The organism is Microbacterium sp. NPDC057944 (genome assembly GCF_042887445.1).
Taxonomy (GTDB): Bacteria; Actinomycetota; Actinomycetes; order Actinomycetales; family Microbacteriaceae; genus Microbacterium; species Microbacterium natoriense.
In genome coordinates, this window is record NZ_JBHVPJ010000001.1 from 1,267,632 (window position 1) to 1,289,763 (window position 22,132).

At 71.5% G+C, this 22,132-nt stretch carries 15 protein-coding genes; 6 read left to right on the forward strand and 9 right to left on the reverse strand.

The annotated features are described in order from the left end of the window. The first annotated feature begins 63 nt into the window (after positions 1–63). Positions 64–1,041 (forward strand): AsnC family transcriptional regulator, encoded by a 978-nt coding sequence (locus ACFVRO_RS05750; RefSeq protein ID WP_386950203.1) that lies wholly within the window; start codon positions 64–66, stop codon positions 1,039–1,041. Positions 1,042–1,811: 770 nt separating this feature from the next. Here ACFVRO_RS05750 and ACFVRO_RS05755 read toward each other — a convergent pair. Together ACFVRO_RS05755 and ACFVRO_RS05760 are read right to left on the reverse strand one after the other, a co-directional pair. Next, positions 1,812–3,137, reverse strand: coding sequence for an MFS transporter (locus tag ACFVRO_RS05755; RefSeq protein ID WP_386950206.1), 1,326 nt, complete (start codon positions 3,135–3,137; stop codon positions 1,812–1,814). A 448-nt stretch (positions 3,138–3,585) separates the two neighbouring features. Then, positions 3,586–4,947 carry a glucose-6-phosphate dehydrogenase gene (locus tag ACFVRO_RS05760; protein WP_386950208.1) on the reverse strand — a complete coding sequence of 454 codons (1,362 nt, stop codon included), beginning with the start codon at positions 4,945–4,947 and terminating at the stop codon, positions 3,586–3,588. A 225-nt stretch (positions 4,948–5,172) separates the two neighbouring features. Between ACFVRO_RS05760 and ACFVRO_RS05765 the strand changes: the two genes are divergently transcribed. The 3 genes from ACFVRO_RS05765 (at position 5,173) to ACFVRO_RS05775 (ending at position 9,934) form a co-directional block, all read left to right on the forward strand. After that, positions 5,173–6,540 carry an 8-oxoguanine deaminase gene (locus tag ACFVRO_RS05765; RefSeq protein ID WP_386950211.1) on the forward strand — a complete coding sequence of 456 codons (1,368 nt, stop codon included), beginning with the start codon at positions 5,173–5,175 and terminating at the stop codon, positions 6,538–6,540. A gap of 53 nt (positions 6,541–6,593) precedes the next feature. Next, positions 6,594–8,057 carry a nucleobase:cation symporter-2 family protein gene (locus ACFVRO_RS05770; RefSeq protein WP_386950214.1) on the forward strand — a complete coding sequence of 488 codons (1,464 nt, stop codon included), beginning with the start codon at positions 6,594–6,596 and terminating at the stop codon, positions 8,055–8,057. A gap of 80 nt (positions 8,058–8,137) precedes the next feature. Then, positions 8,138–9,934, forward strand: a complete 1,797-nt coding sequence (locus tag ACFVRO_RS05775; RefSeq protein ID WP_386950215.1) for a glycoside hydrolase family 15 protein — start codon at positions 8,138–8,140, stop codon at positions 9,932–9,934. A gap of 228 nt (positions 9,935–10,162) precedes the next feature. Here the strand turns inward: ACFVRO_RS05775 and ACFVRO_RS05780 are convergent, their stop codons facing one another. Then, positions 10,163–10,750 carry a nitroreductase family protein gene (locus ACFVRO_RS05780; protein WP_105677248.1) on the reverse strand — a complete coding sequence of 196 codons (588 nt, stop codon included), beginning with the start codon at positions 10,748–10,750 and terminating at the stop codon, positions 10,163–10,165. A 201-nt stretch (positions 10,751–10,951) separates the two neighbouring features. On the opposite strand from ACFVRO_RS05780, the gene ACFVRO_RS05785 reads away from it, so the two are divergent. After that, the gene (locus ACFVRO_RS05785; RefSeq protein ID WP_386950218.1) at positions 10,952–11,665 is read left to right on the forward strand and encodes a DUF998 domain-containing protein; all 714 of its coding nucleotides are present in this window, start codon (positions 10,952–10,954) and stop codon (positions 11,663–11,665) included. A gap of 67 nt (positions 11,666–11,732) precedes the next feature. Here the strand turns inward: ACFVRO_RS05785 and ACFVRO_RS05790 are convergent, their stop codons facing one another. Continuing rightward, positions 11,733–12,659 (reverse strand): LysR family transcriptional regulator, encoded by a 927-nt coding sequence (locus tag ACFVRO_RS05790; protein WP_386950220.1) that lies wholly within the window; start codon positions 12,657–12,659, stop codon positions 11,733–11,735. A gap of 139 nt (positions 12,660–12,798) precedes the next feature. Between ACFVRO_RS05790 and ACFVRO_RS05795 the strand changes: the two genes are divergently transcribed. After that, positions 12,799–16,254: a bifunctional proline dehydrogenase/L-glutamate gamma-semialdehyde dehydrogenase gene (locus ACFVRO_RS05795; protein WP_386950223.1), complete on the forward strand. Its 3,456-nt coding sequence runs from the start codon at positions 12,799–12,801 to the stop codon at positions 16,252–16,254. A 340-nt stretch (positions 16,255–16,594) separates the two neighbouring features. Here ACFVRO_RS05795 and ACFVRO_RS05800 read toward each other — a convergent pair whose 3' ends face one another. The 5 genes from ACFVRO_RS05800 to ACFVRO_RS05820 all read right to left on the reverse strand — a co-directional run bounded on the left by ACFVRO_RS05800 (position 16,595) and on the right by ACFVRO_RS05820 (position 22,023). Further along, entirely contained in the window at positions 16,595–17,683 is a 1,089-nt protein-coding gene (locus ACFVRO_RS05800) for an ABC transporter permease (protein WP_386950226.1), read from the reverse strand. Further along, entirely contained in the window at positions 17,680–18,576 is an 897-nt protein-coding gene (locus ACFVRO_RS05805) for an ABC transporter ATP-binding protein (protein ID WP_386950228.1), read from the reverse strand. Before ACFVRO_RS05805 ends, ACFVRO_RS05800 begins: the two co-directional genes overlap by 4 nt. Positions 18,577–18,874: 298 nt before the next feature. Then, entirely contained in the window at positions 18,875–20,044 is a 1,170-nt protein-coding gene (locus tag ACFVRO_RS05810) for a benzoate/H(+) symporter BenE family transporter (RefSeq protein WP_386950231.1), read from the reverse strand. Positions 20,045–20,083: 39 nt separating this feature from the next. Continuing rightward, positions 20,084–20,776, reverse strand: a complete 693-nt coding sequence (locus tag ACFVRO_RS05815; RefSeq protein WP_386950233.1) for a response regulator — start codon at positions 20,774–20,776, stop codon at positions 20,084–20,086. Beyond that, the gene (locus ACFVRO_RS05820; RefSeq protein ID WP_386950236.1) at positions 20,773–22,023 is read right to left on the reverse strand and encodes a sensor histidine kinase; all 1,251 of its coding nucleotides are present in this window, start codon (positions 22,021–22,023) and stop codon (positions 20,773–20,775) included. Before ACFVRO_RS05820 ends, ACFVRO_RS05815 begins: the two co-directional genes overlap by 4 nt. Positions 22,024–22,132: the final 109 nt, after the last annotated feature.

A 22,132-nucleotide genomic window follows, 5' to 3' on the forward strand; every position in this document is an offset into this window, starting at 1 on the left:
AGATGCGAGCCCAGTCACGCCGAATCCTTCACTTTCTACCGGGAGATGCTTACGATTCGTCACATGGACAGTCTCCGCGACCTCGGCGAGCTCGACCTCGCCATCGTGCACGCCCTGCAGATCGACGCCAGGGCGCCCTGGACGCGCGTCGCAGCGGCGGTGGGAGCGGATGCCGCGACCGTCGCCCGGCACTGGCAGGCCCTGCGCGAGGAGTCGCTCGCGTGGCTCACGGCCTGGCCGACGCCGGAGCGCTTCTCGTCGACCACCGATGTCGCGATGGTGCTGCTCGACCCCCGCACGAGCGCCGACGCGGTCGACGGCATCGCGCGGCTCCCGTGGGTGCTGAGTGCCGACGACACCTCGGCCGGCGTGCTCGTGCTCGTCGCGGGAGCAGGAGGCCTCGCCGTACTGGGCGACCGCGTGCGCGCCGTCGCCGAGCGGGGGGCGCGCGTGCGACGGATGGACGTGGCCGCGGCGATCGTGGCCGAGGACTCGACGTGGCGGCTGCGCGTGCTCTCGCGACAGCAGCAGCGGGCTCTGCGGGATCCGTCGCGGCCCGACGAGGCCCGTCCGCCGAGGGTCGAGATCGTCGCGGAGGTCGCCGAGGCCCTCGACGAGGATCCGCGGATGCCGGCGGCATCCGTCGCGAAGATCCTCGGCGTCTCCGAGGCCACCGCCCGCCGCACGGTCGACAGGGCCGTCGCCGCCGGGCTGCTGCGGCTCGGCTGCGACCTCGCGATGCCGGCCGCCGGGTACCGTCGGGGTGCGATCCTCTGGGCGCGTTCCGCCGACGCCGAGGGGGCCGCCGCACGAGCCGCACGCCTGCCGGAGGCGCATCGCGTCGGCATCCTCGTCGGGCGCGCTCCGCTGTTCGTGGGGGTGCGCGCGCGATCGCTGACGAGCCTGCAGCAGATCGAACAGGCCTGGGGAGACGACATCGACGTCGTCGACCGCTGGACCGTGCTGCGCGGCATCAAGCGCAACGGCCACCTGCTCGACGCCTCCGGCCGATCGCGTGAGCGCGTGCCGCTGCGCTGGTGACACGGAGGGGGCTGTATTGGTTCGTGGGGGGCGTGGGTGCTGCGTGGGGTCGTACGTTCGGGAGGAGAAAGCAGGTTCGGGAGGAGGGTTGAGCCGGATTGCTCCTCCCGAGCGTGAGATCTCCTCCCGTGCGGGTGGGCGTGCGGGTGGCTCGCGGGAGCGGCGGGAGCCGCAGGAGCCGCGGGTGCCGCGCGTGCCGCGCGGGGGTGCGTACGTTCGGGAGGAGAAAGCAGGTTCGGGGGGAGGGTTGAGCCGGATTGCTCCTCCCGAGCGTGAGATCTCCTCCCGAGCGGGTGGGCGTTCGAGTGGGTCGCGGGAGCGGCGGGAGCCGCAGGTGCCGCGCGGGGGTGCGTACGTTCGGGAGGAGAAAGCAGGTTCGGGAGGAGGGTTGAGCCCGATTGCTCCTCCCGAGCGTGAGAAGTCCTCCCGAGCGAGTGTGGTGGGGCTTTCCCGTGCAGGTGGGGGCTTCCGGAGCGAGACGAGCGGATGCCGTGGCGCGGGCAGACCGTGTCGATCAGACCACGGCGTTGGTGACACGGAGGGATGCCGTGTCGGGCAGGCCGTGTCGGTCAGCCTGCGGTGCGGTCAGCCTGCAGCGCGGGCAACCCCGGCGCGGTCAGCCTGCGGCGCAGGCAACCCCGGCGCAGGCAACCCCGGCGCAGGCAACCCCGGCGCAGGCAACCCCAGCGCAGGCAACCCCGGGGCAGGCAACCCCGGCGCAGGCAACCCGCGGCGCGGGCAACCCCCGGCACGGGCAACCCCGGGCGCGGTCAGGCGTCGGCGCGGGCCTCGGCGCGCAGGCGGGCGTCGAGGCGATAGCGCGAGAGCGGCACCAGGCTCCCGGCGCACAGGACCGCGGGGATCACCGACACCCCCAGCACGATCGCCCACTGCGCGGCATCCGACTGGACGACCTCGTCTCCGGTCGTGGCGACGTAGCCGCCGATGCTCAGGACGAGCCCGAGCAGCGCAGGTCCGAGGGCGTAGCCGAGCAGCTCGAACCCCGACCAGACGCCCGAGATCATGCCGATGCGGTTGGTTCCGCTGCGTCTGGCGTCTTCCGCCGCGACGTCGGGGAGCATCGCGAGCGGGAAGAGCTGCGCCCCTGCGTAGCCGACGCCGACGATGCCCGAGGCGATCAGCAGCGGCAGTGGCTCGCCTGATCGCGCCGTGAGCAGGGCGAGGAGCCCGACGGTCATCACGACCGTGGCGGCGGCGAACCCGCCCTTCTTGCCGATCCTCCGCCCGAGCAGCGACCACACGGGAGTCAGCACGACGGCGGGGCCCACGAAGCACACGAACGCGATCGTGGCGACGCCCGGATCGTGCACGACGTGCCGCGCGACGTAGACGACGCCGCCGAGCACCATGCCGATGGCGACCGCCTGCAGCACGTACGAGACGATCAGCGTGCGCGAGTCCTTCTCGCGCAGCACGATCGCGAGCTGTTCGAGCAGCCGCCCGCCGGCGACCTCATCGCGCGTCAGTGAGACGCGCCTCGTGCCCCACCACACCCCGATCGTGCCGATCAGGATCAGCACGGCCATCGCGCCGGCCATGATCCGGTACCCGGCGACGCCCCCGACGGCCTCGACGAGCAGGGGCGCCGTCGCGCCGGAGACGAGGATCGCAAGGGTGAACACGATCACCCGCCAGGTGATGAGCCGCGTCCGCTCGGAGTAGTCGTCGGTGATCTCGGCCGACATCGCGAGGTACGGCACCTGGAAGAACGCGTACACGGTGGCCGTGGCGAGGAACAGCACGAGCACCCAGAGCGCGGCCGCGACCGGCGGTGCGGTCGGTCCGAAGAACATGGCGAGGAACGCGAGCGCGAGGAGGATGCCGGCGCGGAGGATGAACGGCCGACGTCGGTCGTGCGGATGCCGCGAGCGGTCGCTGATGCGCCCCGCGATCGGGTTGAGGAAGAAGTCCCACGCCTTCGGGGCGAACACGATCATCCCGGCGATCGCCGCCTCCACGCCGAGCAGGTCCGTGAGGAAGGGCATCAGGATGAGCCCCGGCACCGTGCCGTAGGTGCCGGAGGCAATCCCGCCGAGGGCGTAACCGGCTCTGGTCCGCCGCGAGAGGGCTGTCATGCTGCCGATCGTAGGACCGGTCGCTCATTCCGGTCCGTGTTCTGCCGCCTTTCCGTCATCCGATCCGGTCTCGCGCCCGGGATCGATCAGAAGCGCATCCCGGATGCCGCCGGCGGACGCGTCCGGTCCGATCGGCGCGGGGTGCGGGTAATGGATAGCGGGCAGCGGGAGCTGCGGCGGGCAACGGGCGGCGGGCAGCGAGAGTCGGCAGCGGCAGCGGGCGGCTGGAAGCGGATAGCGGGAGCTGCGACGGGCGGCAGGCGGCGGGGCAACGGGCGGCTGCGGCGGGAGCGGGCAGCGTGCCCCGGCAGCGGGCAGCGGAGCGCGGAGAGCCGTGCCCCGGCAGCGGGCAACGGAGTGCGGAGAGCGGGCAACGGAGCGCGGAGAGCCGGGAGCCGGCGCCGGGGAACGGTGAGCGCGATGCGCGCGAGCCGAGGCCAGGGGAGGGTCAGAGGTGCGGCCAAGCGGTGGGGCCGGACGAACCGGCGGGGTATTCCTCCAGCGGGGTCTCGCCCCGGGCCCACGCGTCGCGCACGGGCTGGATGATGCGCCAGCACTCCTCGGCCTCGTCGGCTCGCACCGACAGGGCGACCTCGCCGTCGAGCAGTTCGTCGAGGACCTCCTCGTAGGAGCGTCGCTGGCCCTCGCCGAGGTCGGCCGTGAGGTCTTCGTCGCGGAGGGCGAACGGGTCGTCGCCGCCGGTCATGTGCAGCCGCAGCGCCAGGGTGTCTGGGCCGAGCGAGAACGTGAGGCGGCCGCCGTCCTCCGGTGTGCCGTGGAGTCCGGCCGGGATGTGCCGCACGCGCTTGAAGGTGATGACGACCTCCGACTTCTTGGCCTCCAGCGCCTTGCCGGAGCGCAGCACGAACGGCACGCCCTCCCAGCGGTCGTTCGCGACCTCGAAGGTCACCTCCGCCAGGGTCTCGGTGCCGCGCGCGGCATCCACGCCCTCCTCATCCGCGTACGCCGGCAGGTCGCGGTCGCCGACCCGGCCCGCGGTGTACCTGGCGCGGCGGGCGGCGTCGGCGATGTCCCCGCGCACGCGAGTGGCGCGGAGCACCGCGGCCTTCGCGTCGCGCAGGTCGCGCTCGCCGAGGGTCGCGGGAGGGTCCATCGCGAGCAGCGCCAGCACCTGGAGCAGGTGGCTCTGGATCATGTCGACCATCGCGCCGGCGCTGTCGTAGTACCGGGCGCGGCCCTCGAGCGCGAGCGACTCGTCGAAGCGGATGTGCACGGACTCGATGTGCTCGGCCGACCACACCGGCTCCCACATGCGGTTCGCGAGCCGCACGCCGAGCAGATTGAGCAGCGTCGACCGGCCGAGGAAGTGGTCGACCCGGAACACCTGCTGCTCGGGGACGAGCGTGGCCAGTTGCTCGTTGAGCTCTCTGGCGCTGGCCTCGTCATCGCCGAAGGGCTTCTCCATCGCGAGGAGCGTGCCCTCCGGCAGCGACATGCCCTGCATCGCGTCGATCGCCCTGCGGGTGACGGCGGGCGGCAGGGCGAAGTAGAGGACGGTCCCCGGCTGCAGCGACCCGACGATCCGGCCGACGGCGTCGCGATCGGTCACGTCGGCGGCCGCGTAGTCGCCGACCGTGACGCGATCGAGCGCGCCGGGGGAGTCGGCGAACGCGGTGGCGACGACCTGCTGCCACTTCGCGGCATCCCAGTCCTCCGTGCCCGCGCCGCGCAGGGTGATCTTCCGCTGCGGCTGGCGGGCCAGCAGGGCGGCCAGCGACGGCAGCAGCAGCCGGGAGGTCAGGTCGCCGGATGCGCCGAGGATGAACAGGGTCGTGGGAGTGCTGGCCATGGGCGCGAGGCTACCGGGCATTGCCGGGGATTCCCAGCCTGCGGCTTTAATTTCGCATCTTGGAATTAAGCGTCCGAGATGTGAGATTAGTTCTTGACGGGTGTGCGGCGCGGCTGATAGACCTGAAGAGTCCCGATGAGGGGGCTCCTGGATCAGCAGACAGGACACAACTGAGCTGGCCCTGTGGGGCCGGCCTGCGGCTCCACCGTACGGAAGGAGTCCACCATGTCGCAGCATCCGGCCAGCACCTGGCTCAAGAACCCGCTCGGCGTCTACACGGGCACGGACGCCGACGCCTCGGGCGGAATCGTCGTCGAGGGCTCGCGCATCCGCGAGCTCGTACCTGCGGGGGGAGCGCCGAGCGCCCCCGTCGACGAGGTGCTCGACGCGTCGCGGCACGTCGTGATCCCCGGCCTCATCAACACGCACCACCACTTCTATCAGACCCTCACCCGCGCCTGGACGCCCGTCGTGAGCGCCGAGCTCTTCCCCTGGCTGAAGGGGCTGTACGGGGTGTGGGCCGGGCTCACGCCGCGCGACCTGGAGCTCGCGACCACCGTGGCGCTCGCCGAGCTGCTGCTGTCGGGGTGCACCACAGCGGCCGACCACCACTACCTGTTCCCGAACGGCCTGGAGGACGGCATCGACGTGCAGGTCGATGTCGTCAAAAGGCTCGGCATGCGTGCCACGCTCACCCGCGGTTCGATGTCGCTCGGCGAGGACGACGGCGGACTCCCGCCGCAGCGCACGGTGCAGGATGCCGAGACCATCCTCGCCGACAGCGAGCGCCTCGTCGGCGCCTACCACGAGCGCGGCGACGGGGCCTTCGTGCAGATCGGACTCGCCCCGTGCTCGCCGTTCTCGGTGACCACGGGCGTGATGCGCGACACCGCCGCCCTGGCCGAGCGCCTCGACGTGCGTCTGCACACGCACCTCGCCGAGACCCTCGACGAAGAGGACTTCTGCCGCGAGACGTTCGGCCTGCGCACCGTCGACTACCTGGAGAGCGTCGGCTGGCTGTCTGACCGCACCTGGCTGGCGCACGGCATCCACTTCGACGACGCCGAGATCGCGCGTCTCGGCGCAGCGGGGACCGCCGTGTCGCACTGTGCGACCTCGAACATGCGCCTCGCCTCCGGCATCGCCCGCACCCTCGAGCTCGAGGAGGCCGGCGCTCCGGTCGGACTCGGCGTCGACGGCTCCGCCTCGAACGACGGCTCGAACATGATCCAGGAGGTGCGTCAGGCGCTGTACCTGCAGCGCCTCCGCTACGGCGCGGCCGCCGTCACCCCGGAGCGCGCGCTCGGCTGGGCGACCGCAGGATCCGCCCGTGCGCTCGGACGCAGCGACATCGGAGCCCTCGCCCCGGGGATGCAGGCCGACCTCGCCATGTTCACACTCGACGAGCTGCGCTTCTCCGGCAGCCACGACCCCGTCGCCGCTCTGCTCCTGTGCGGAGCCGAGCGCGCAGACCGGGTCATGGTCGGCGGGCGCTGGCGGGTGATCGACGGCCTCATCGACGGCCTCGACATCCCCCGGCTCATCGCGCAGCACAGCGAGGCGGCGCGCGACCTCCTCGCACGGCGCTCCTGACCCACCATCCGCACGACGACAGACAACCGGCAACAGACGACGAAGAGGTCGACATGAACACCACGAAGACGGCATCCCTCCGCCCGGAGGACGAGCGCCTGCCGCTCGGCTCCACCATCGCCTACGGCATCCAGCACGTGCTCACGATGTACGGCGGCATCATCGCCCCTCCGCTCATCATCGGCTCGATGGCGGGTCTCGACGGCGCCGAGATCGGCGTGCTGATCACGGCCTGCCTCTTCATGGGCGGGCTCGCCACGGTGCTGCAGACCGTCGGCATCCCGTTCTTCGGCTCGCAGCTGCCGCTCGTGCAGGGCGTCTCGTTCGCTGGTGTGGCGACGATGGGCGCGATCGTGACGAGCGGCGGCGGGCTCCCCGCCGTGTTCGGGGCGGTGATCGTGGCGTCGATCATCGGCCTCCTCATCGCGCCGGTGTTCGCGACGATCATCCGGTTCTTCCCGCCCGTGGTGACCGGCGTCGTCATCACGACCATCGGCCTCACGCTGCTGCCTGTCGCGGCGGGGTGGGCGATGGGCGGCAACAGGGATGCGGCGGACTTCGGCTCGCCGCAGAACCTGCTCCTCGCCGCGATCACCCTGGTCATCGTGCTGGTGCTGAGCAAGGTGCCGGTGGGGGCGATCTCGCGACTGGCGATCCTGCTCGCCATCGTGATCGGCACGATCGTCGCGGCGCTCCTCGGCCGGGTCGACTTCGGCGCGGTCGGCGACGGCCCCATCTTCGCCCTGCCGAGCGTGTTCGGATTCGGGATGCCGACGTTCGAGATCGCCGGCATCATCTCGATGTTCATCGTGATCCTCGTGACGCTCACCGAGACGACCGCCGACATCCTCGCCGTCGGCGAGATCGTGGGCACGAAGGTCGATTCGAAGCGCATCGCCGCGGGACTCCGCGCCGACATGCTCTCCAGCGCCGTGTCGCCCGTGTTCGGCTCGTTCACGCAGTCGGCGTTCGCGCAGAACGTCGGCCTCGTCGCGATCACTGGAGTCAAGAGCCGCTTCGTCGTCACCGCGGGCGGCGTCGTGCTGGTCGTGCTCGGCCTCCTCCCCGTGCTCGGCAGGGTCGTGGCGGCCGTGCCGAGCCCGGTGCTGGGCGGTGCGGGCATCGTGCTCTTCGGCTCGGTCGCGGCCAGCGGCATCCGCACGCTCGCGAAGGTCGACTACCGCGGCAACATGAACCTCGTCATCGTCGCCACCGCGATCGGCATCGGCATGCTGCCCATCGCCGCGCCGACGATCTACGACCAGATGCCGGCGTGGTTCGTCACGATCTTCCACTCCGGGATCAGCTCGGCGGCTGTCGCGGCGATCCTGCTGAACCTCGTGTTCAACCACCTCGGCGCGCGTCCGAGCTCGGATGCGTCCGTGCTCGCGGCGGCGCCGACGCGCAGCATCCCCGTCGCGTACCTCGACGCGCTCGAAGACGGCGACTCCGTCGTCGACGGCAGGATCGTGGATCGCGAGGGCAAAGAGGTCGAGGTGGATCGCACCGATCACTGACCCGCGAGCCTCCGCGCCCGTCCCGTTCGCGCGGGGCGGGCGCGGTGGCGTTCGCGGGCGCGTCGTGACAGGCTCGGGACGTGGCTGCGCGCATCGAGGACTACGCCCTTCTGAGCAACTGCCGGACCGCGGCGCTGGTGTCGGATCAGGGGAGCATCGACTGGCTGTGCCTGCCGCGCCTCGACTCGGCGTCGGCGTTCGGCGCGATCCTCGGCGACGAGGCCCAGGGTCGGTGGCGGCTGCGCCCCGCCGACCCGGATGCCGTGAGCTCCCGCCGATACGACGGCGACACGTTCGTGCTCATCACCCGCTGGGAGACCGCGGATGCCGTGGCCGAGGTGCACGACTTCATGCCGATCGGCCTCGACCCCGACGTGACCGTGGGGCGCACCGATCTCGTGCGCCGCATCGTCGGGGTGCGCGGCGAGATGACGTTCGCGCAGCGGCTGAGCATCCGCCTCGACTACGCGCGCGTCATACCGTGGGTGCGTCAGACCGGCACCGAGGAGGAGCCGTGCCTGGTGGCCATCGGGGGGCCGGATGCCGTCGCCCTCCGCGGCGCGCAGCTGACGGCATCCGATCACCGGCACGAGGGCGAGGTGACCGTGACGGCGGGGGAGGTGCGCGATCTGCAGCTGACGTGGTTCCCCTCGCACCGCGATCTCCCGCCCGCGCTCGACGCCGACGAGGAGGTCGAGCGCACGAAGAGCTGGTGGCAGGAGTGGGCCGACCGGATCTCGCACGACGGCGCCCGCCGCGGCGACGTCGTGCGGTCGCTGCTGATCCTGCGCGCGCTCACGAACCACGAGACCGGGGGCATCGCCGCCGCGGCGACCATGTCGCTCCCGGAGGAGATCGGCGGCGTGCGCAACTGGGACTACCGGTACGTGTGGCTGCGCGACGCCGCCCTCACCCTCGAGGCCCTGTTGGATCACGGCTTCGTCGCGGTCGCCGGGCGGTGGCGGGAGTGGCTGCTGCGCGCCGTGGCCGGAGACCCCGGAGACCTGCAGATCATGTACGGGCTCGCCGGCGAGCGCGACCTCCCCGAGCGGGTGCTGCCCGAGTTCCCCGGATACGAGGGGTCGGCGCCCGTGCGCATCGGCAACGGCGCCTCGGCGCAGTACCAGGCGGACGTCGTCGGCGAGGTGCTGGTGACGCTGTCGGCCGCCCGCGCCGCGGGCCTCGGCGAGTCGGAGTTCTCGTGGCCGCTGGAGCGCCAGCTCGTGCGCTTCGCCTCGGAGCAGATCGAGCGGCCCGACCAGGGCCTCTGGGAGATCAGGGGCGAGCCGCACCGCTTCACCCACTCGCGCGTGATGATCTGGGCGGCGTTCGACCGGGCGGTGCGCGCCGTGGAGGAGTTCGGCCTCGACGGCCCGGTGGAGCGCTGGCGCGGGCTGCGCGACCGCATGAGGGAGGAGATCGACCGGGACGGCGTCGTCGACCGGTGCTTCGTGCAGTACTACGGCACGACCGAGGTCGACGCGTCGCTGCTGCTCCTGCCCCAGGTCGGCTACTGCCGTCCGGACGACCCGCGGATGCTGGCCACGGTCGCGCGCATCGAGCAGACGCTGATGCCCGACGGCCTGGTCCGCCGCTACCGCACGGGCACCGGGGTCGACGGGCTGACGGGCTCGGAGGGCGCGTTCCTCGCGTGCTCGTTCTGGCTGGTGGAGCAGTACGCCGTCACCGGCCGGCACGAGGAGGCCCACGACCTCATGGACCGGCTGTGCGGGATCGCGAACGACGTGGGGATGCTGTCGGAGGAGTACGACCCGGTGTCGGGTCGCCAGCTCGGCAACACCCCGCAGGCCTTCTCACATCTCGCGCTCGTGCGCGCCGCCGACGCTCTGGCCCGCGCGGAGCACCGCACCCGCTGATTGCTGGGCTGCGGTATCCCGTGCGCCGGTATCCCCAGCATCCCGTGCGCCGGCATCCCCGGTTGCGGCATCCTGTGCCCTGGCGGACCGGCATCCCGTGCAACGCCGACGCCCCAGTCATCCCGTGCAATGCCGACGCCCCACCTGGCTGCCGATACCCCCTTCGCAGGCGGCTGCGAGGTGGGGCGTCGACGCGCAGATGGGGCGTCGGGCGGGGTGCGCGGATGCTCAGGCGCTGAGGATGACCGTCTCGGCGATCGGGCGGCGCACGCGCGGAGCGACCTCGCGCTCCTGCAGGACCTCGGGAAGGGCCTCGACGTCGCCGAACTCGCCGACGGCGATGGCGGTGATGGCCGAGAAGCGCGGAGCCAGGTCGGCGACCTCGCGGACGACCTCGGGGTCGAAGCCGCTCATCTGGTGCACGTAGAGGCCGTCGTTGTGCGCCTGCACGGAGAAGTGCGCCACGGCCTGGCCGAGGTCGTACACGGCGTGGGTGATCGGGGTGCCGTCTTCGGTGGCGGTCTCGGCGACGGCGATGATCAGCACCGCGGCGTTGCCGGCCCAGGCCTGGTTGAAGCCCATGAGCGCGTCGACGATCTGCGCGTGCAGGGCGGTGCCGCGGCGGGCGACGATGAAGCGCCACGGCTGCGTGTTGTTGGCGGAGGGGGTCCAGCGGGCGGCCTCGAGGGCGGCGGACAGCTTGGACTCGTCGATCGCGGTCTCGGCGTCGAAGGCGCGGGGGCTCCAGCGGCCGGCGAGCACGTCGAGGACGGGGTGCTCGGTGGGGGCGGTGCGGTCGATCACGGGAGTGCTCATGGAAGTGCCTTTCAGAAGGAGCGGATCGGACTCCTTCGTCCGGGTACAGGGGGGTGAACGCATGTATGTGCATGCATATTCCCCGCCGATCTCGAGAAGTCGTTGCGTGTCCGTTCGCCCTCTGTTCATCTCCGCGGGCGCCTCCGACGGAACATCCGCGGCGTCCTGTCCGTTGCCCCGAGGGAGAGGAAGAGGTCGAACATGGAGACACGAGAGCAGATGGCGGTCGAGCACCGCAACGCAGAGGGTGCGGCCGTCGGGGGAGCGCTCCTTCGAGCATCCGGACTGCTGTGGATGCTCGCCCCTCTCTGGTACGTGCTGAGCGAGGCGATCGCCGCGGCGGGATTCCGCGGGTACAGCTACGCCCAGAACTACATCAGCGACCTCGGGGTCCCCGGCACCGGTCAGCTCGACGGTCGCGACCTCGACTCGACGATGTCCGCGGTCATGAACGCGGGGTTCATCGGCGAGGGGCTCCTCGTGGTACTCGCGGCAGTGCTGCTCTACGCGGCGCTTCCGCCGCTGCGCGGGCGCTCTGTGCTCCTCGTGCTCGTGCTCGTGCATGCGGTCGGCATCAGCATCGTCGGACTCGTGCACGGGTCTCCCGCCAACCTGGAGAACGGCCTCATGGCCGTGCACGGCCTCGGGGCCGTTCTCGCGATCGGCGCGGGCAATCTCGGGGCCATCGTCGCCGGAGCCTTCGCGCTGCGAGATGTGCTCCCGCTGCGCCTGCGCATCGCAGGCATCGTGCTGGGCGGGCTGGGGTTCCTCAGCGCCTTCCTCCTGACGGCGCACCTCCTCTTCCCCGACGGCGTGACCGAGCGGGTGGCCGTGTACACCGTGATGCTGTGGCACCTGACGCTCGGCATCGCCCTGCTCGCCCGCACTCGCACACGCCCGCTCGCGCGCCCCTGAGCGCGTGAGGGGTCAGAGAGCGCGGGGTGCGGAGGGCTGAACACGGCGACGTGTGACCCCTCACCCCTCAGCCGGGGAGGATCACGGATGCCGCATCCGCGAGCGCGCGACGCACGGCCCTGATCGACGGCGCGTCGGCCGACACGCGCCGTGCGGACGAGAAGATCTCGCGCCGCGGCGAGCCGGGGAGCGCGCTGAGCGCCACGGTCGGGGCGTCGCCCGCCCAGACGAGCTCCGGAAGGAGGCCGACGGCGAGCCCGGCCCTGATCAGCCGGATGTGCGTCGTGAGGTCGGCGACCTCGAAGTGCACGTCGGGCTCGAATCCGGCGGTGCGGCAGAGCTGCTCCGCCCATGCGCGAGACGCCGTGCCCGCCGGCTCCAGCACCCAGGGGTCGTCGCGCATCGCCCACAGGGATGCCGCGGCATCCGCTCCCGACGGCTCGGAGGCCGTGTCGGCGCCTCCTGCCCGTCCGGCCAGGGCGATCGTGTCGTGGGCGAGGACCACGCGGTCGAGCTCGGCGACGATCGGCCGCGTGCGCCCAGGATACTGCTCGGCGAGCATGAGGTCGAAGTCGCGTCCCGCGACGCCCACGAGTCCGGTCTCGGGGTCGCACTCGGTGACGTCGACGCGGAGCGACGGATGCTGCGCCTGCAGCGCGAGCAGCGCCGGAGGCAGCAGCGCGTGGGCCGCGGTCTGGAACACCGCGATCCGCACGGTCCCGGTGACCTCGGCGAGGGACTCGGCCACGGCCACCTGGGCGTGCTCCAACTGGTCGAGGATGCCGATCGCCTCGGCCACGAGCACGTCGCCCTGTGGTGTCAGCTGCACGCCGCGGCCCACCCGGCGGAGGAGCGGCACGCCGACGTCGCGCTCCAGCGCCGCGAGCTGCTGCGACACCGACGCCTTGCTGTACGAGAGGGCGTCGGCGACCGCGGAGAGCGTGCCGCGGCGGCTGAACTCGACCAGCATCCGCAGTCGATGGACGTCGAGCATCCGGCCCTCCCTATTGTTCACTCTGACTGAACGGAAATCACGCAAATCGGTTGATAGACGTAGCCTACCCGCGAGCCCGAGAATGTTCCGAGCCGCACATGATCCCGGGTGTGCGCTCCCCCTGGAAGGTTCCCCGCCAATGTCTGTCGTCGACACCACCACCCCGCGCACCGAAGAGGTCGCCGCCCTCGTGCAGCGCTGGCTCGCCGAGAGCGAGACCCACCCCGTCGAGCCCGCCGCCCAGCGCCTCTCCGAGGTGCTCAAGGACCCCAACGGCCTCGCCTTCACCGTCGGCTTCGTCGACGGCGTGATGCGTCCGGAAGACCTCAGCGTCGCCGGCCGCAAGCTCGCCGACCTGGCTGACATCACCCCGACCCTCCTGCCCGGCTACCTGCGCGCGGCGATCAAGACCGGCGGCTTCTGGGCGCCCAAGCTCCCCGGCGTCGTCGTGCCGATCTCCCGCCGCGTGCTGCGCGCCATGGTCGGCCACCTCGTGCTCGACGCGACGCCGTCGAAGCTCGGCCCCGCGATCGCGAAGCTGCGCAAGAGCGGCAATCGACTGAACCTCAACCTGCTCGGCGAGGCCGTGCTGGGCGACCGCGAGGCGGGTCGCCGTCTGAAGGGCACCTACGACTTCCTGGCCCGCGACGACGTCGACTACGTGTCGATCAAGGTGTCGAGCGTCGTCAGCCAGCTCTCGATGTGGTCGTTCGACGAGGCCGTCGCCGACGTGGTCGAGAAGCTCACCCCGCTGTACTGGCTCGCAGCCGACGCCGAGGCCAAGGGCACGGCGAAGTTCATCAACCTCGACATGGAGGAGTACCGCGACCTCGACCTCACGATCGCGGCCTTCACGAGCATCCTCGACCAGCCGGGGCTGGAGAACCTCGAGGCCGGGATCGTGCTGCAGGCCTACCTGCCCGACGCGCTCGGCGCCATGCAGCACCTGCAGGAGTGGGCATCTGTCCGCCGCGCGAAGGGCGGCGCCCCCATCAAGGTGCGCGTCGTGAAGGGCGCGAACCTCGCGATGGAGGAGGTCGACTCGAAGATCCACGACTGGCCCCTCGCGACCTACGGCACCAAGCAGGACTCCGACACCAACTACAAGCGCGTGCTCGACTGGGCCATGACCCCCGAGCGCCTCGACGCCGTGCGCATCGGCGTCGCCGGCCACAACCTGTTCGACATCGCGTACACCTGGCTGCTCGCCACCGCCCGCGGAGTGACGGATGCCGTCGAGTACGAGATGCTCCTGGGCATGGCCACCGGCCAGGCAGAGGCCGTCCGCAAGGACGTCGGCCGTCTGCTCCTCTACACGCCGGTCGTGAACCCAGCCGAGTTCGACGTCGCGATCGCCTACCTCGTGCGTCGCCTCGAAGAGAACGCGAGCCCCGAGAACTTCATGTCGGCCGTGTTCGAGCTCGCATCGAACCCGCAGCTGCTGACGCGCGAGCGGGAGCGCTTCGAGCGCTCGCTCGCCGCCCTCGAAGCCGACCGCAGCGTGCCGGCATCCCACCGCGTCCAGGACCGCACGCGGGAGCAGGCGGATGCCGTCACCACCGGCTTCCACAACCAGCCCGACACCGACCCCGCGCTCGCAGCCAACCGCGCCTGGGGCCGCGACATCCTGCAGCGCTCCGTGTCGACCACGCTGGGCGAGGGGGCCATCTCCGCCGCCCGCATCGACACGGCCGAACAGCTCGACGACGTGTTCGCCGCCGCGACCGCCGCCGCCGCGAAGTGGGCCGCTCTCCCCGCAGCCGACCGGGCAGCCGTGCTGCACCGCGCCGGCGACGAGCTCGCGGCCCGCCGCGGCCAGCTGCTCGAGATCATGGCCCACGAGGCCGGCAAGACGATCGCCGAGGCCGACCCCGAGGTCTCCGAGGCCATCGACTTCGCCCACTATTACGCCGAGCGCGCCCTCGACCTCGAGGCCGTCGCGGGCGCCGAGTTCGTGCCGTCGAAGGTCACCGTCGTCACCCCGCCGTGGAACTTCCCGGTCGCGATCCCCGCCGGTGGCGTGCTCGCGGGCCTCGCCTCCGGTTCCGGCGTCATCATCAAGCCGGCCAAGCTCACGCAGCGCTGCGGCGCGGTGATGGTCGAGGCGCTGTGGGCCGCCGGCGTGCCGCGCGACCTGCTCGCCCTCGTCGACCTCGCCTCCCGCGACCTCGGTACGCAGCTCGTCTCGAGCCCGTCGGTCGACCGCGTCATCCTCACCGGCGCCTACGAGACGGCCCAGCTGTTCCGCTCCTTCCGCTCCGACCTGCCGCTGCTCGCCGAGACCAGCGGCAAGAACGCGATCATCGTGACGCCGTCGGCCGACCTCGACCTCGCGGCCGCCGACGTCGCCCGCAGCGCCTTCGGCCACGCGGGGCAGAAGTGCTCCGCGGCATCCCTCGTGATCCTCGTCGGATCGGTCGCCGAGTCGAAGCGGTTCGAGCGTCAGCTCGTGGATGCCGTGGGCTCCATGCGCGTGGGCCTTCCCGACGACCCCGCCACGCAGATGGGGCCGATCATCGAGCCCGCATCCGGCAAGCTGCTGAAGGCGCTCACCACGCTCGACAAGGGCGAGCGCTGGCTCGTCGAGCCGAAGAAGCTGGACGCCGACGGAAAGCAGTGGACTCCCGGTGTGAAGACCGGTGTCGTCGCCGGATCGACGACCCACCTGACCGAGTTCTTCGGCCCCGTGCTCGGCATCATGCGCGCGAAGGACCTCGACGAGGCCATCCGCCTGCAGAACGCCGTCGACTACGGCCTCACCGCCGGTCTCCACTCCCTCGACTCCGACGAGGTCGCCACCTGGCTCGACCGGGTCGAGGCGGGCAACCTCTACGTGAACCGCGGCATCACCGGCGCGATCGTGCAGCGTCAGCCGTTCGGTGGCTGGAAGCGCTCCGCTGTGGGCGCCGGCGCCAAGGCCGGCGGGCCGAACTACCTGTTCGGTCTGGGCGAGTGGGTCTCGGCCGAGCTCCCGGCCGCCGCCGCGGGCGCCGCGGTGACCCCGGCCGTCGAGGCGCTGCTGAAGGCGGCATCCGCCGACCTCGACGCCGTCGAGATCGAGTGGCTACACCGTGCGGCCGCATCCGATGAGCAGGCGTGGACCGGCGAGTTCGGCATCGTGACCGACAAGTCAGGCCTCGGCGTCGAGCGCAACGTCTTCCGCTACCGCCCGGTCTCGGTCGACGTGCGCATCGCCGAGCAGGCTCCTCTGGTCGACGGCATCCGCGTGCTCGCGGCCGCGCTGCGCAGCGGCAGCCCGTTCACGGTGTCCGCCCCCGCGCTCCCGTCTTCGGTCGAGAAGGCGCTGCGCGCCCGCGGCGTGACGGTGAAGCACGAGAAGGACGCCGCCTGGGTCAAGGGCTTCGCGAAGGCGCAGGCCAAGGCCGAGCACAGCTGGAACCGGGTCCGTCTCGTCGGCGGAGACGCCTCGGCGCTGTTCGAGGCGCTCGGCGGCACCCCCGACGTCGCGGTCTGGTCGCACGCGGTGACCGGCGCCGGCCGCGTCGAGATCCTGCCCTTCCTGCACGAGCAGGCCGTGTCGATCACGAACCACCGCTTCGGCAACCCCACCACCCTCTCCGAGGGTGTGATCTGACCCCCACGACACCCGGTCCCCACGGGTTCCCCGGATAGCGCCGAGCCTCCCCGCTCGGCGCAGAAGACCCCGCCTGCTGGTTTCCGCAGGCGGGGTCTTGTTCGTTCACCCTTCGGCGCACGGACACACGTTCGGGGCGGAGTCGCGGGCACAGGTTCGGAGCGGAGTCGCGGGCACGGGTTCGGAGCGGAGTCGCGGGCACGGGTTCGGAGCGGAGAGGATGACACGCCGCAGGAACGACGGATGCCGCGGCCTGTCGGCCGCGGCATCCGAAGCTGTGCCCGATCGAAGGGCAGGAATCCGATTCGAGGAGTCGGATTCGAGGAGTCGGGACGCGGGGTCAGCCGCGCAGCGCCTCCGTGAGCTTGACGCGCGTGCCCATGCGCAGCAGCGAGTTCTCGTAGATCTTCGCGCCGATCAGGATCGCCGCCACGCACGAGGCCAGCAGGATCACCAGGCTCACCAGCGGCTCCCACCACTGGGCCTCGCCGACGAACAGGCGCATCGGCATCCCGACCGGAGCCGAGAACGGCACGTACGACATGATCGTCAGCACCAGCGGGTTGTCGTTGAAGAAGATGACCAGGAAGTACGGCGCCATCACGAGCAGCATGATCGGCGTGGTGGTCGAGCCGATGTCCTCCATGCGCGAGACCATCGACGCGGCCGCGGCGTACAGCGCCGCCAGCAGCACGAACCCGAACAGGAAGAACACCGCGAACCAGATGATCGGGGCGCCGAGGCTCGACAGCACCTCCTTCTGACCCGTCACGATGAGTCCGACCGTGGCTATCGCGGCGAGGGCGATGATCTGCGCCATCGCGAGGACCGTGTTGCCGATCACCTTGCCGGCGAGGAGGGTGCGGGGTGAGATCGACGACAGCAGCACCTCGACCACGCGCGTCTGCTTCTCTTCGACGACGCTCTGCGCGATCGTGGCGCCGAACGTCGACGCGGCCATGAAGAACACCAGTCCGAAGCCGATCGCGATGAAGTACCGCAGCAGCGGGTTCGTCGTCGCGGGGTCCAGGATCTCGACGGACGGCGACACCGACAGGCCGCTCACGATCGAGCCCGGCGCGTCCTTGAGAGCGACGACCGTGTACCCGGTGGGGCCGTCGCCGGGCAGCACGGCCGCCTCGACCTTCTCGGAGCGGAGCAGCTCCTCGGCCTCGTCACGGCCGGTCACCTCGGTGACCTTGACGTTCGGCAGGGCCTCGACGACGGATGCCGTCTCGCTGGTCACCGCGACGGTCGTGGCCTCGGGGTTCTTGCTGGTGAAGCCGCCGATGAGGATGCCGACGAGCGCGAGCAGCAGCAGGATGCCCGTCGAGATCATGAAGGCCTTGCTGCGCAGCTTCGAGGAGATCTCGCGTTCGGCGACGAGCCAGATGCCGTTGGTCGCGCGGGCGGTGGCTGACGTGCTCACTGGATGACCTCCTTGAAGATCTGTGCGAGGGACGGATGCTTCGGGGCGAAGCTCGCGACATCGCCGCGCTCCACGGCGGCGCGCAGCACACGCTGCGCGGTCTCGGGACCGTCGGCGTCGAACAGGGCGTAGCCGCCCTCGAAGTCGAGCACCGTGACGCCGGGCTCGGTGCGCAGCCAGCCGGCGTCGCCGGCGGAGACGAGCTCGTAGCGATCGCTCGCATGCTCGGCGCGCAGCGCGTCGCGGGACCCGGAGGCGCGGATGGTGCCCCCGGCGAGGATGACGAGGTCGTCGCAGAGACGCTCGACCACGTCGAGCTGGTGCGAGGAGAACAGGATCGATGCGCCCTTCGCGGCGCTCGACTGCAGCACGCCCGCGACCACATCGACCGCGAGCGGGTCGAGGCCGGAGAACGGCTCGTCGAGGATCAGCACCTCGGGGTCGTGCACGAGCGACGCGGCGATCTGCGCGCGCTGCTGGTTGCCGAGCGACAGCGACTCGATCGTGTCGCCGAGGCGGGCTTCGAGCCCGAGCTCGGTGAGGAGCGCGGTGGCGCGGGCCGTGGCATCCGCCTTGCTGAAGCCGTGCAGCCGAGCGAGGTAGACGATCTGCTCGAGCACCTTCATCTTCGGGTACAGGCCGCGCTCCTCCGGCATGTAGCCGAAGTGACGGCGGTCGTCGGCGGTGAGGACTGACCCGTCGAGTGTGACGCGTCCCCCATCGGCCGAGAGCAGCCCCAGCACGATCCGCATGGTCGTGGTCTTCCCCGCGCCGTTGCCGCCGACGAAGCCCGTGAGGCGCCCGGGGGCGACCTCGAAGGACACGTCGTCGAGCACACGCCGCGAGCCGTAGCTCTTGGTGATGCCGCTCAGTTCGAGCTTTCCTGTCGTCACTTCGCCTTACTCCGTTCGCTCAGCACATCGCATGCCTCTCACGCTACGGACGGCGGCGGCCCGGGGCATCCCCCGCGCGGCGGACTCGGCCGGGTCCGCCGCGGGGAGGACCGGGGAGTGCGCGCCGTCGCTGCTCCAGAACTCCGGAGATCCGGTCCGGTCCGTCGCCGAGAGTCCCGGGACCGAGGGATCCCCGTGCACAACTCCTCAAGAACTCCGGAGTTATGGGCGCTGCGGCCCCTGCTCGGCGCTCAGGGGCCGATTCTTGAGGAGTTGTGAACCGAGCTCAGGAGACGGGTCAGCGTCGGGCGTGCAGCACCGTCCGCACCAGGAGGCCGGCGACGAGCGCCCAGAACGCGGCGCTCACGCCGAGCACGGAGATCCCGGATGCGGCGACCAGGAACGTCACCACGGCGGGGAGGCGCTCGCCCGGGTCGTCGATCGCCTGCTGCACGGCCGACCCGAACGCCGCGAACAGGGCGAGGCCCGCGACCGCGGGGATGACGGCATCCGGCGCGAGGAGGACGAGCGTCGCGAAAGCGGCCGAGGCGCCGCCGAGCACGAGGTACGACGCGCCCGTCGAGACCCCGGCGACCCACCGCCGCGCCGGGTTCGGGTCGGCGTCGGGAGAGGCCGCCAGCGCCGCACTGATCGCGGCGAGGTTGATCGCATGCCCTCCGGCCGGAGCGCCCAGTGCGGTGCCGATGCCCGTCACCAGCATCGCCGGACGCCAGGGCACCTCGTAGCCGAAACTGCGCATGATCGCGATGCCCGGCACGTTCTGCGAGGCCATCGTCACGATGAACAGCGGCAGGGCGATGCCGACCGCCGCGCCGACGGTGAAGGTGGGGGCGGTGAGCTCGATCCGCGGCAGCAGCAGGGCCGGATCCACCGGCGCCCCGTTCTGCACGAGCGAGACGGCGACGACGATCGACGCCGCGACGAAGGCCAGCGGCACGGCCCAGCGCGGCGCGAACCGCGCGCACACCAGCCACGTGAGGACGACGGGGACGACGCCCCACGGGTTCGCGACGAGCCCGGTGATCGGCGCGAGACACAGCGGCAGCAGGACGCCGGCGAGCATCGCCTGGGCGATCGACGGAGGGATGCGGGCGATCAGCGCGCCGAGCGCCGGCCACAGCGCGGTCAGCAGGATCAGCGCGGATGCCAGGAGGAAGGCGCCCACCGCGCCGGACCAGCCGCCGTCGACGACTCCGGTCGCGGCGAGCAGCGCCGCCCCCGGGGTGGACCAGGCTGCGGTGATCGGCATCCGGTACCGCCACGCGAGGACGATGCACGCGAGCCCCATCGTCAGGCTCACCGCGAGCAGACCGCTCGCCGCCTGGGCGGGGTTCGCGCCGACCGCGGCGAGTCCGGTCAGCACGACCGCGAAAGAGCTCGTGAAGCCGACGAGGGCCGTGACGACGCCCGCGAGGATCGGTCGGGAGAGCGGTGCGGCCTCGGGCATGACTCAGAGGCTATCGTGCAGGCGCGGCGTGCTTCGGTGTCAGGCGAGGCCTCTCCGGTGGGCGATCACGACGGCCTGCACGCGGTCGCGGGCGCCCAGCTTCTGCAGGATCCGCGAGACGTGGGTCTTCACGGTGGCCTCGCCGATGAAGAGCGCTGTCGCGATCTCGGCGTTGCTCCGGGCGTCGGCGAGCAGCACCAGGACCTCCGCCTCGCGCTCGGTCAGCGGCTCGGCCAGCGGAGCGGGCGCCGTTGCCTCCGGCCCTCGGGCGACGGCGTTCGCGCTCGGGGCGGATGCCGCGGCCGGTGCTGCGGACGAGAAGCGCGCGAGCACCCTCCGTGTGACCTCGGGCGACAGCATCCCGTCTCCGGCGGCCAGCGCGCGCACCGCGGTGATGAGGTCCTCGGGGCCCGCGTTCTTCAGCAGGAAGCCGGCGGCTCCGGCGTCCAGCGCCTGGTGCAGGTAGTCGTCGCGGTCGAAGGTCGTCACGATCGCGATCGCCGCCGCCACCGCGGGGTCGGCGACGATCCGCCTGGTCGCCTCGATGCCGTCCATGTCGGGCATCTGCACGTCCATCGTGATGACGTCGGGGAGCAGAGCGGATGCCGCGGCCACAGCCTCGGCGCCGGTGCCGGCCTCGCCGACCACCGCGATGTCGGGCTGGCTCTCCAGGATCGTGCGGAAGCCGGCGCGCAGCATGGCGTGGTCGTCGACCAGCAGCACCCGGATCATGAGACCTCCGCCGTCGCGGGGGTGAGCGGCACGCGGGCGCGCACGCGCAGTCCACCGAGCGTGCGGGGCGTCACCTCGAGGGTTCCTCCGGATGCGGCTGCGCGCTCACGCATGCCGAGCTGACCGAGCCCGGGGCGCAGGTGGGCGACGTTGCGGCCCGTGTTCACGATCTCCAGCTCCACGCCCTCGTCGTCGTAGCGGACCCGCACGTCGGCGGTGGCGCCGACGCCCGCGTGGCGGCGGGCGTTCGTGAGCGACTCCTGGGCGATCCGGTAGAGGTTGACGGCGACCATCGGGGGCACGGGCACCGGGTCGCCGATGACGGAGTAGTCGGACGGCAGGCCGGCCTCTGTCGAGGCGGCCACGAGCGACTCGATGTCGGCGAGTCCGAGGGTGGAGGCGGCATCCGTCGTCTCCCCTCCCGGCGTGCGCAGCGTCTCGAGGAGCTGGTGCAGTTCGCGGATCGCGTCGCGCGCCGAGGTCTCGATGCCGGTGAGGAGGTTCTTCGAGGCGTCCGGGTCCTGTTCGATCATGAGCCGGGCGGCGCCGGCCTGCACGCCCATCACTGACACGTGGTGCGCGACGACGTCGTGCAGCTCGCGAGCGATGCGCACGCGGTCGAGCGCCACGGCCTGCGCCGCGGTGACCTCGCGCTCGCGCTCGAGCTCGACCGTGCGCTCCTCGAGGACCGACCTCTGGGCTGCGGCGAGCCAGGAGCGCTCGCCGAAGTAGTACGCGCCGCCGAAGTAGAGGATGTTCAGCAGCAGCTGGATCATCATGTAGGCGACGTAGGGCGAGAACGCGCCCGCGGCGACGTCGGCCTTGTCGGCCTCGCTGATCGCGTCGCGGTACATCGTGATGAGCAGCCACACGAACATGCCGACGATGATGCCGATACGCACGATCAGGGCGCGGCGGCGGTCGTTCATCCAGGCGCCGACCGTGTAGAGCCCGACGAACATGGCGATGTTGCCGACGTAGATCTCGGGGATCCTGAGCGTGACCGCCGTGAAGTAGGCCAGGGCGACGAGGACGGCGACGGTGGCGGGCCAGCGTCGGCGCACGGCGAGGGGAACCGAGATCACGACGGCGTAGACGAGCGCGGTCCACAGCTCCTGCGCGTCGCCGCCGTAGACCTGCGCGATCGACGACAGCGCAGCGCTGAGCACGGCGCCGACGAACATGACGACGGCGAGCACCAGATCGCCGCGGTATTCGCGCTCGGTGGGCGTGCGGATGAAGGGCATGCTCCCCACGGTACGGGCAGGGGGATGCCGCGGCATCCCCCGTACGGCGGATGGGGTCCTGACGTCGTCGAGAACTTGCTATTGACAAGCGTGCTTGTTTTTAACAAGC

Bases quoted from the DNA above. Each gene is read 5' to 3' on its own strand.
- ACFVRO_RS05750 (WP_386950203.1), top strand. From the start codon at position 64: ATGGACAGTCTCCGCGACCTCGGCGAGCTCGACCTCGCCATCGTGCAC.
- ACFVRO_RS05755 (WP_386950206.1), bottom strand. From the start codon at position 3,137: ATGACAGCCCTCTCGCGGCGGACCAGAGCCGGTTACGCCCTCGGCGGG.
- ACFVRO_RS05760 (WP_386950208.1), bottom strand. From the start codon at position 4,947: ATGGCCAGCACTCCCACGACCCTGTTCATCCTCGGCGCATCCGGCGAC.
- ACFVRO_RS05765 (WP_386950211.1), top strand. From the start codon at position 5,173: ATGTCGCAGCATCCGGCCAGCACCTGGCTCAAGAACCCGCTCGGCGTC.
- ACFVRO_RS05770 (WP_386950214.1), top strand. From the start codon at position 6,594: ATGAACACCACGAAGACGGCATCCCTCCGCCCGGAGGACGAGCGCCTG.
- ACFVRO_RS05780 (WP_105677248.1), bottom strand. From the start codon at position 10,750: ATGAGCACTCCCGTGATCGACCGCACCGCCCCCACCGAGCACCCCGTC.
- ACFVRO_RS05785 (WP_386950218.1), top strand. From the start codon at position 10,952: ATGGAGACACGAGAGCAGATGGCGGTCGAGCACCGCAACGCAGAGGGT.
- ACFVRO_RS05790 (WP_386950220.1), bottom strand. From the start codon at position 12,659: ATGCTCGACGTCCATCGACTGCGGATGCTGGTCGAGTTCAGCCGCCGC.
- ACFVRO_RS05795 (WP_386950223.1), top strand. From the start codon at position 12,799: ATGTCTGTCGTCGACACCACCACCCCGCGCACCGAAGAGGTCGCCGCC.
- ACFVRO_RS05810 (WP_386950231.1), bottom strand. From the start codon at position 20,044: ATGCCCGAGGCCGCACCGCTCTCCCGACCGATCCTCGCGGGCGTCGTC.
- ACFVRO_RS05815 (WP_386950233.1), bottom strand. From the start codon at position 20,776: ATGATCCGGGTGCTGCTGGTCGACGACCACGCCATGCTGCGCGCCGGC.
- ACFVRO_RS05820 (WP_386950236.1), bottom strand. From the start codon at position 22,023: ATGCCCTTCATCCGCACGCCCACCGAGCGCGAATACCGCGGCGATCTG.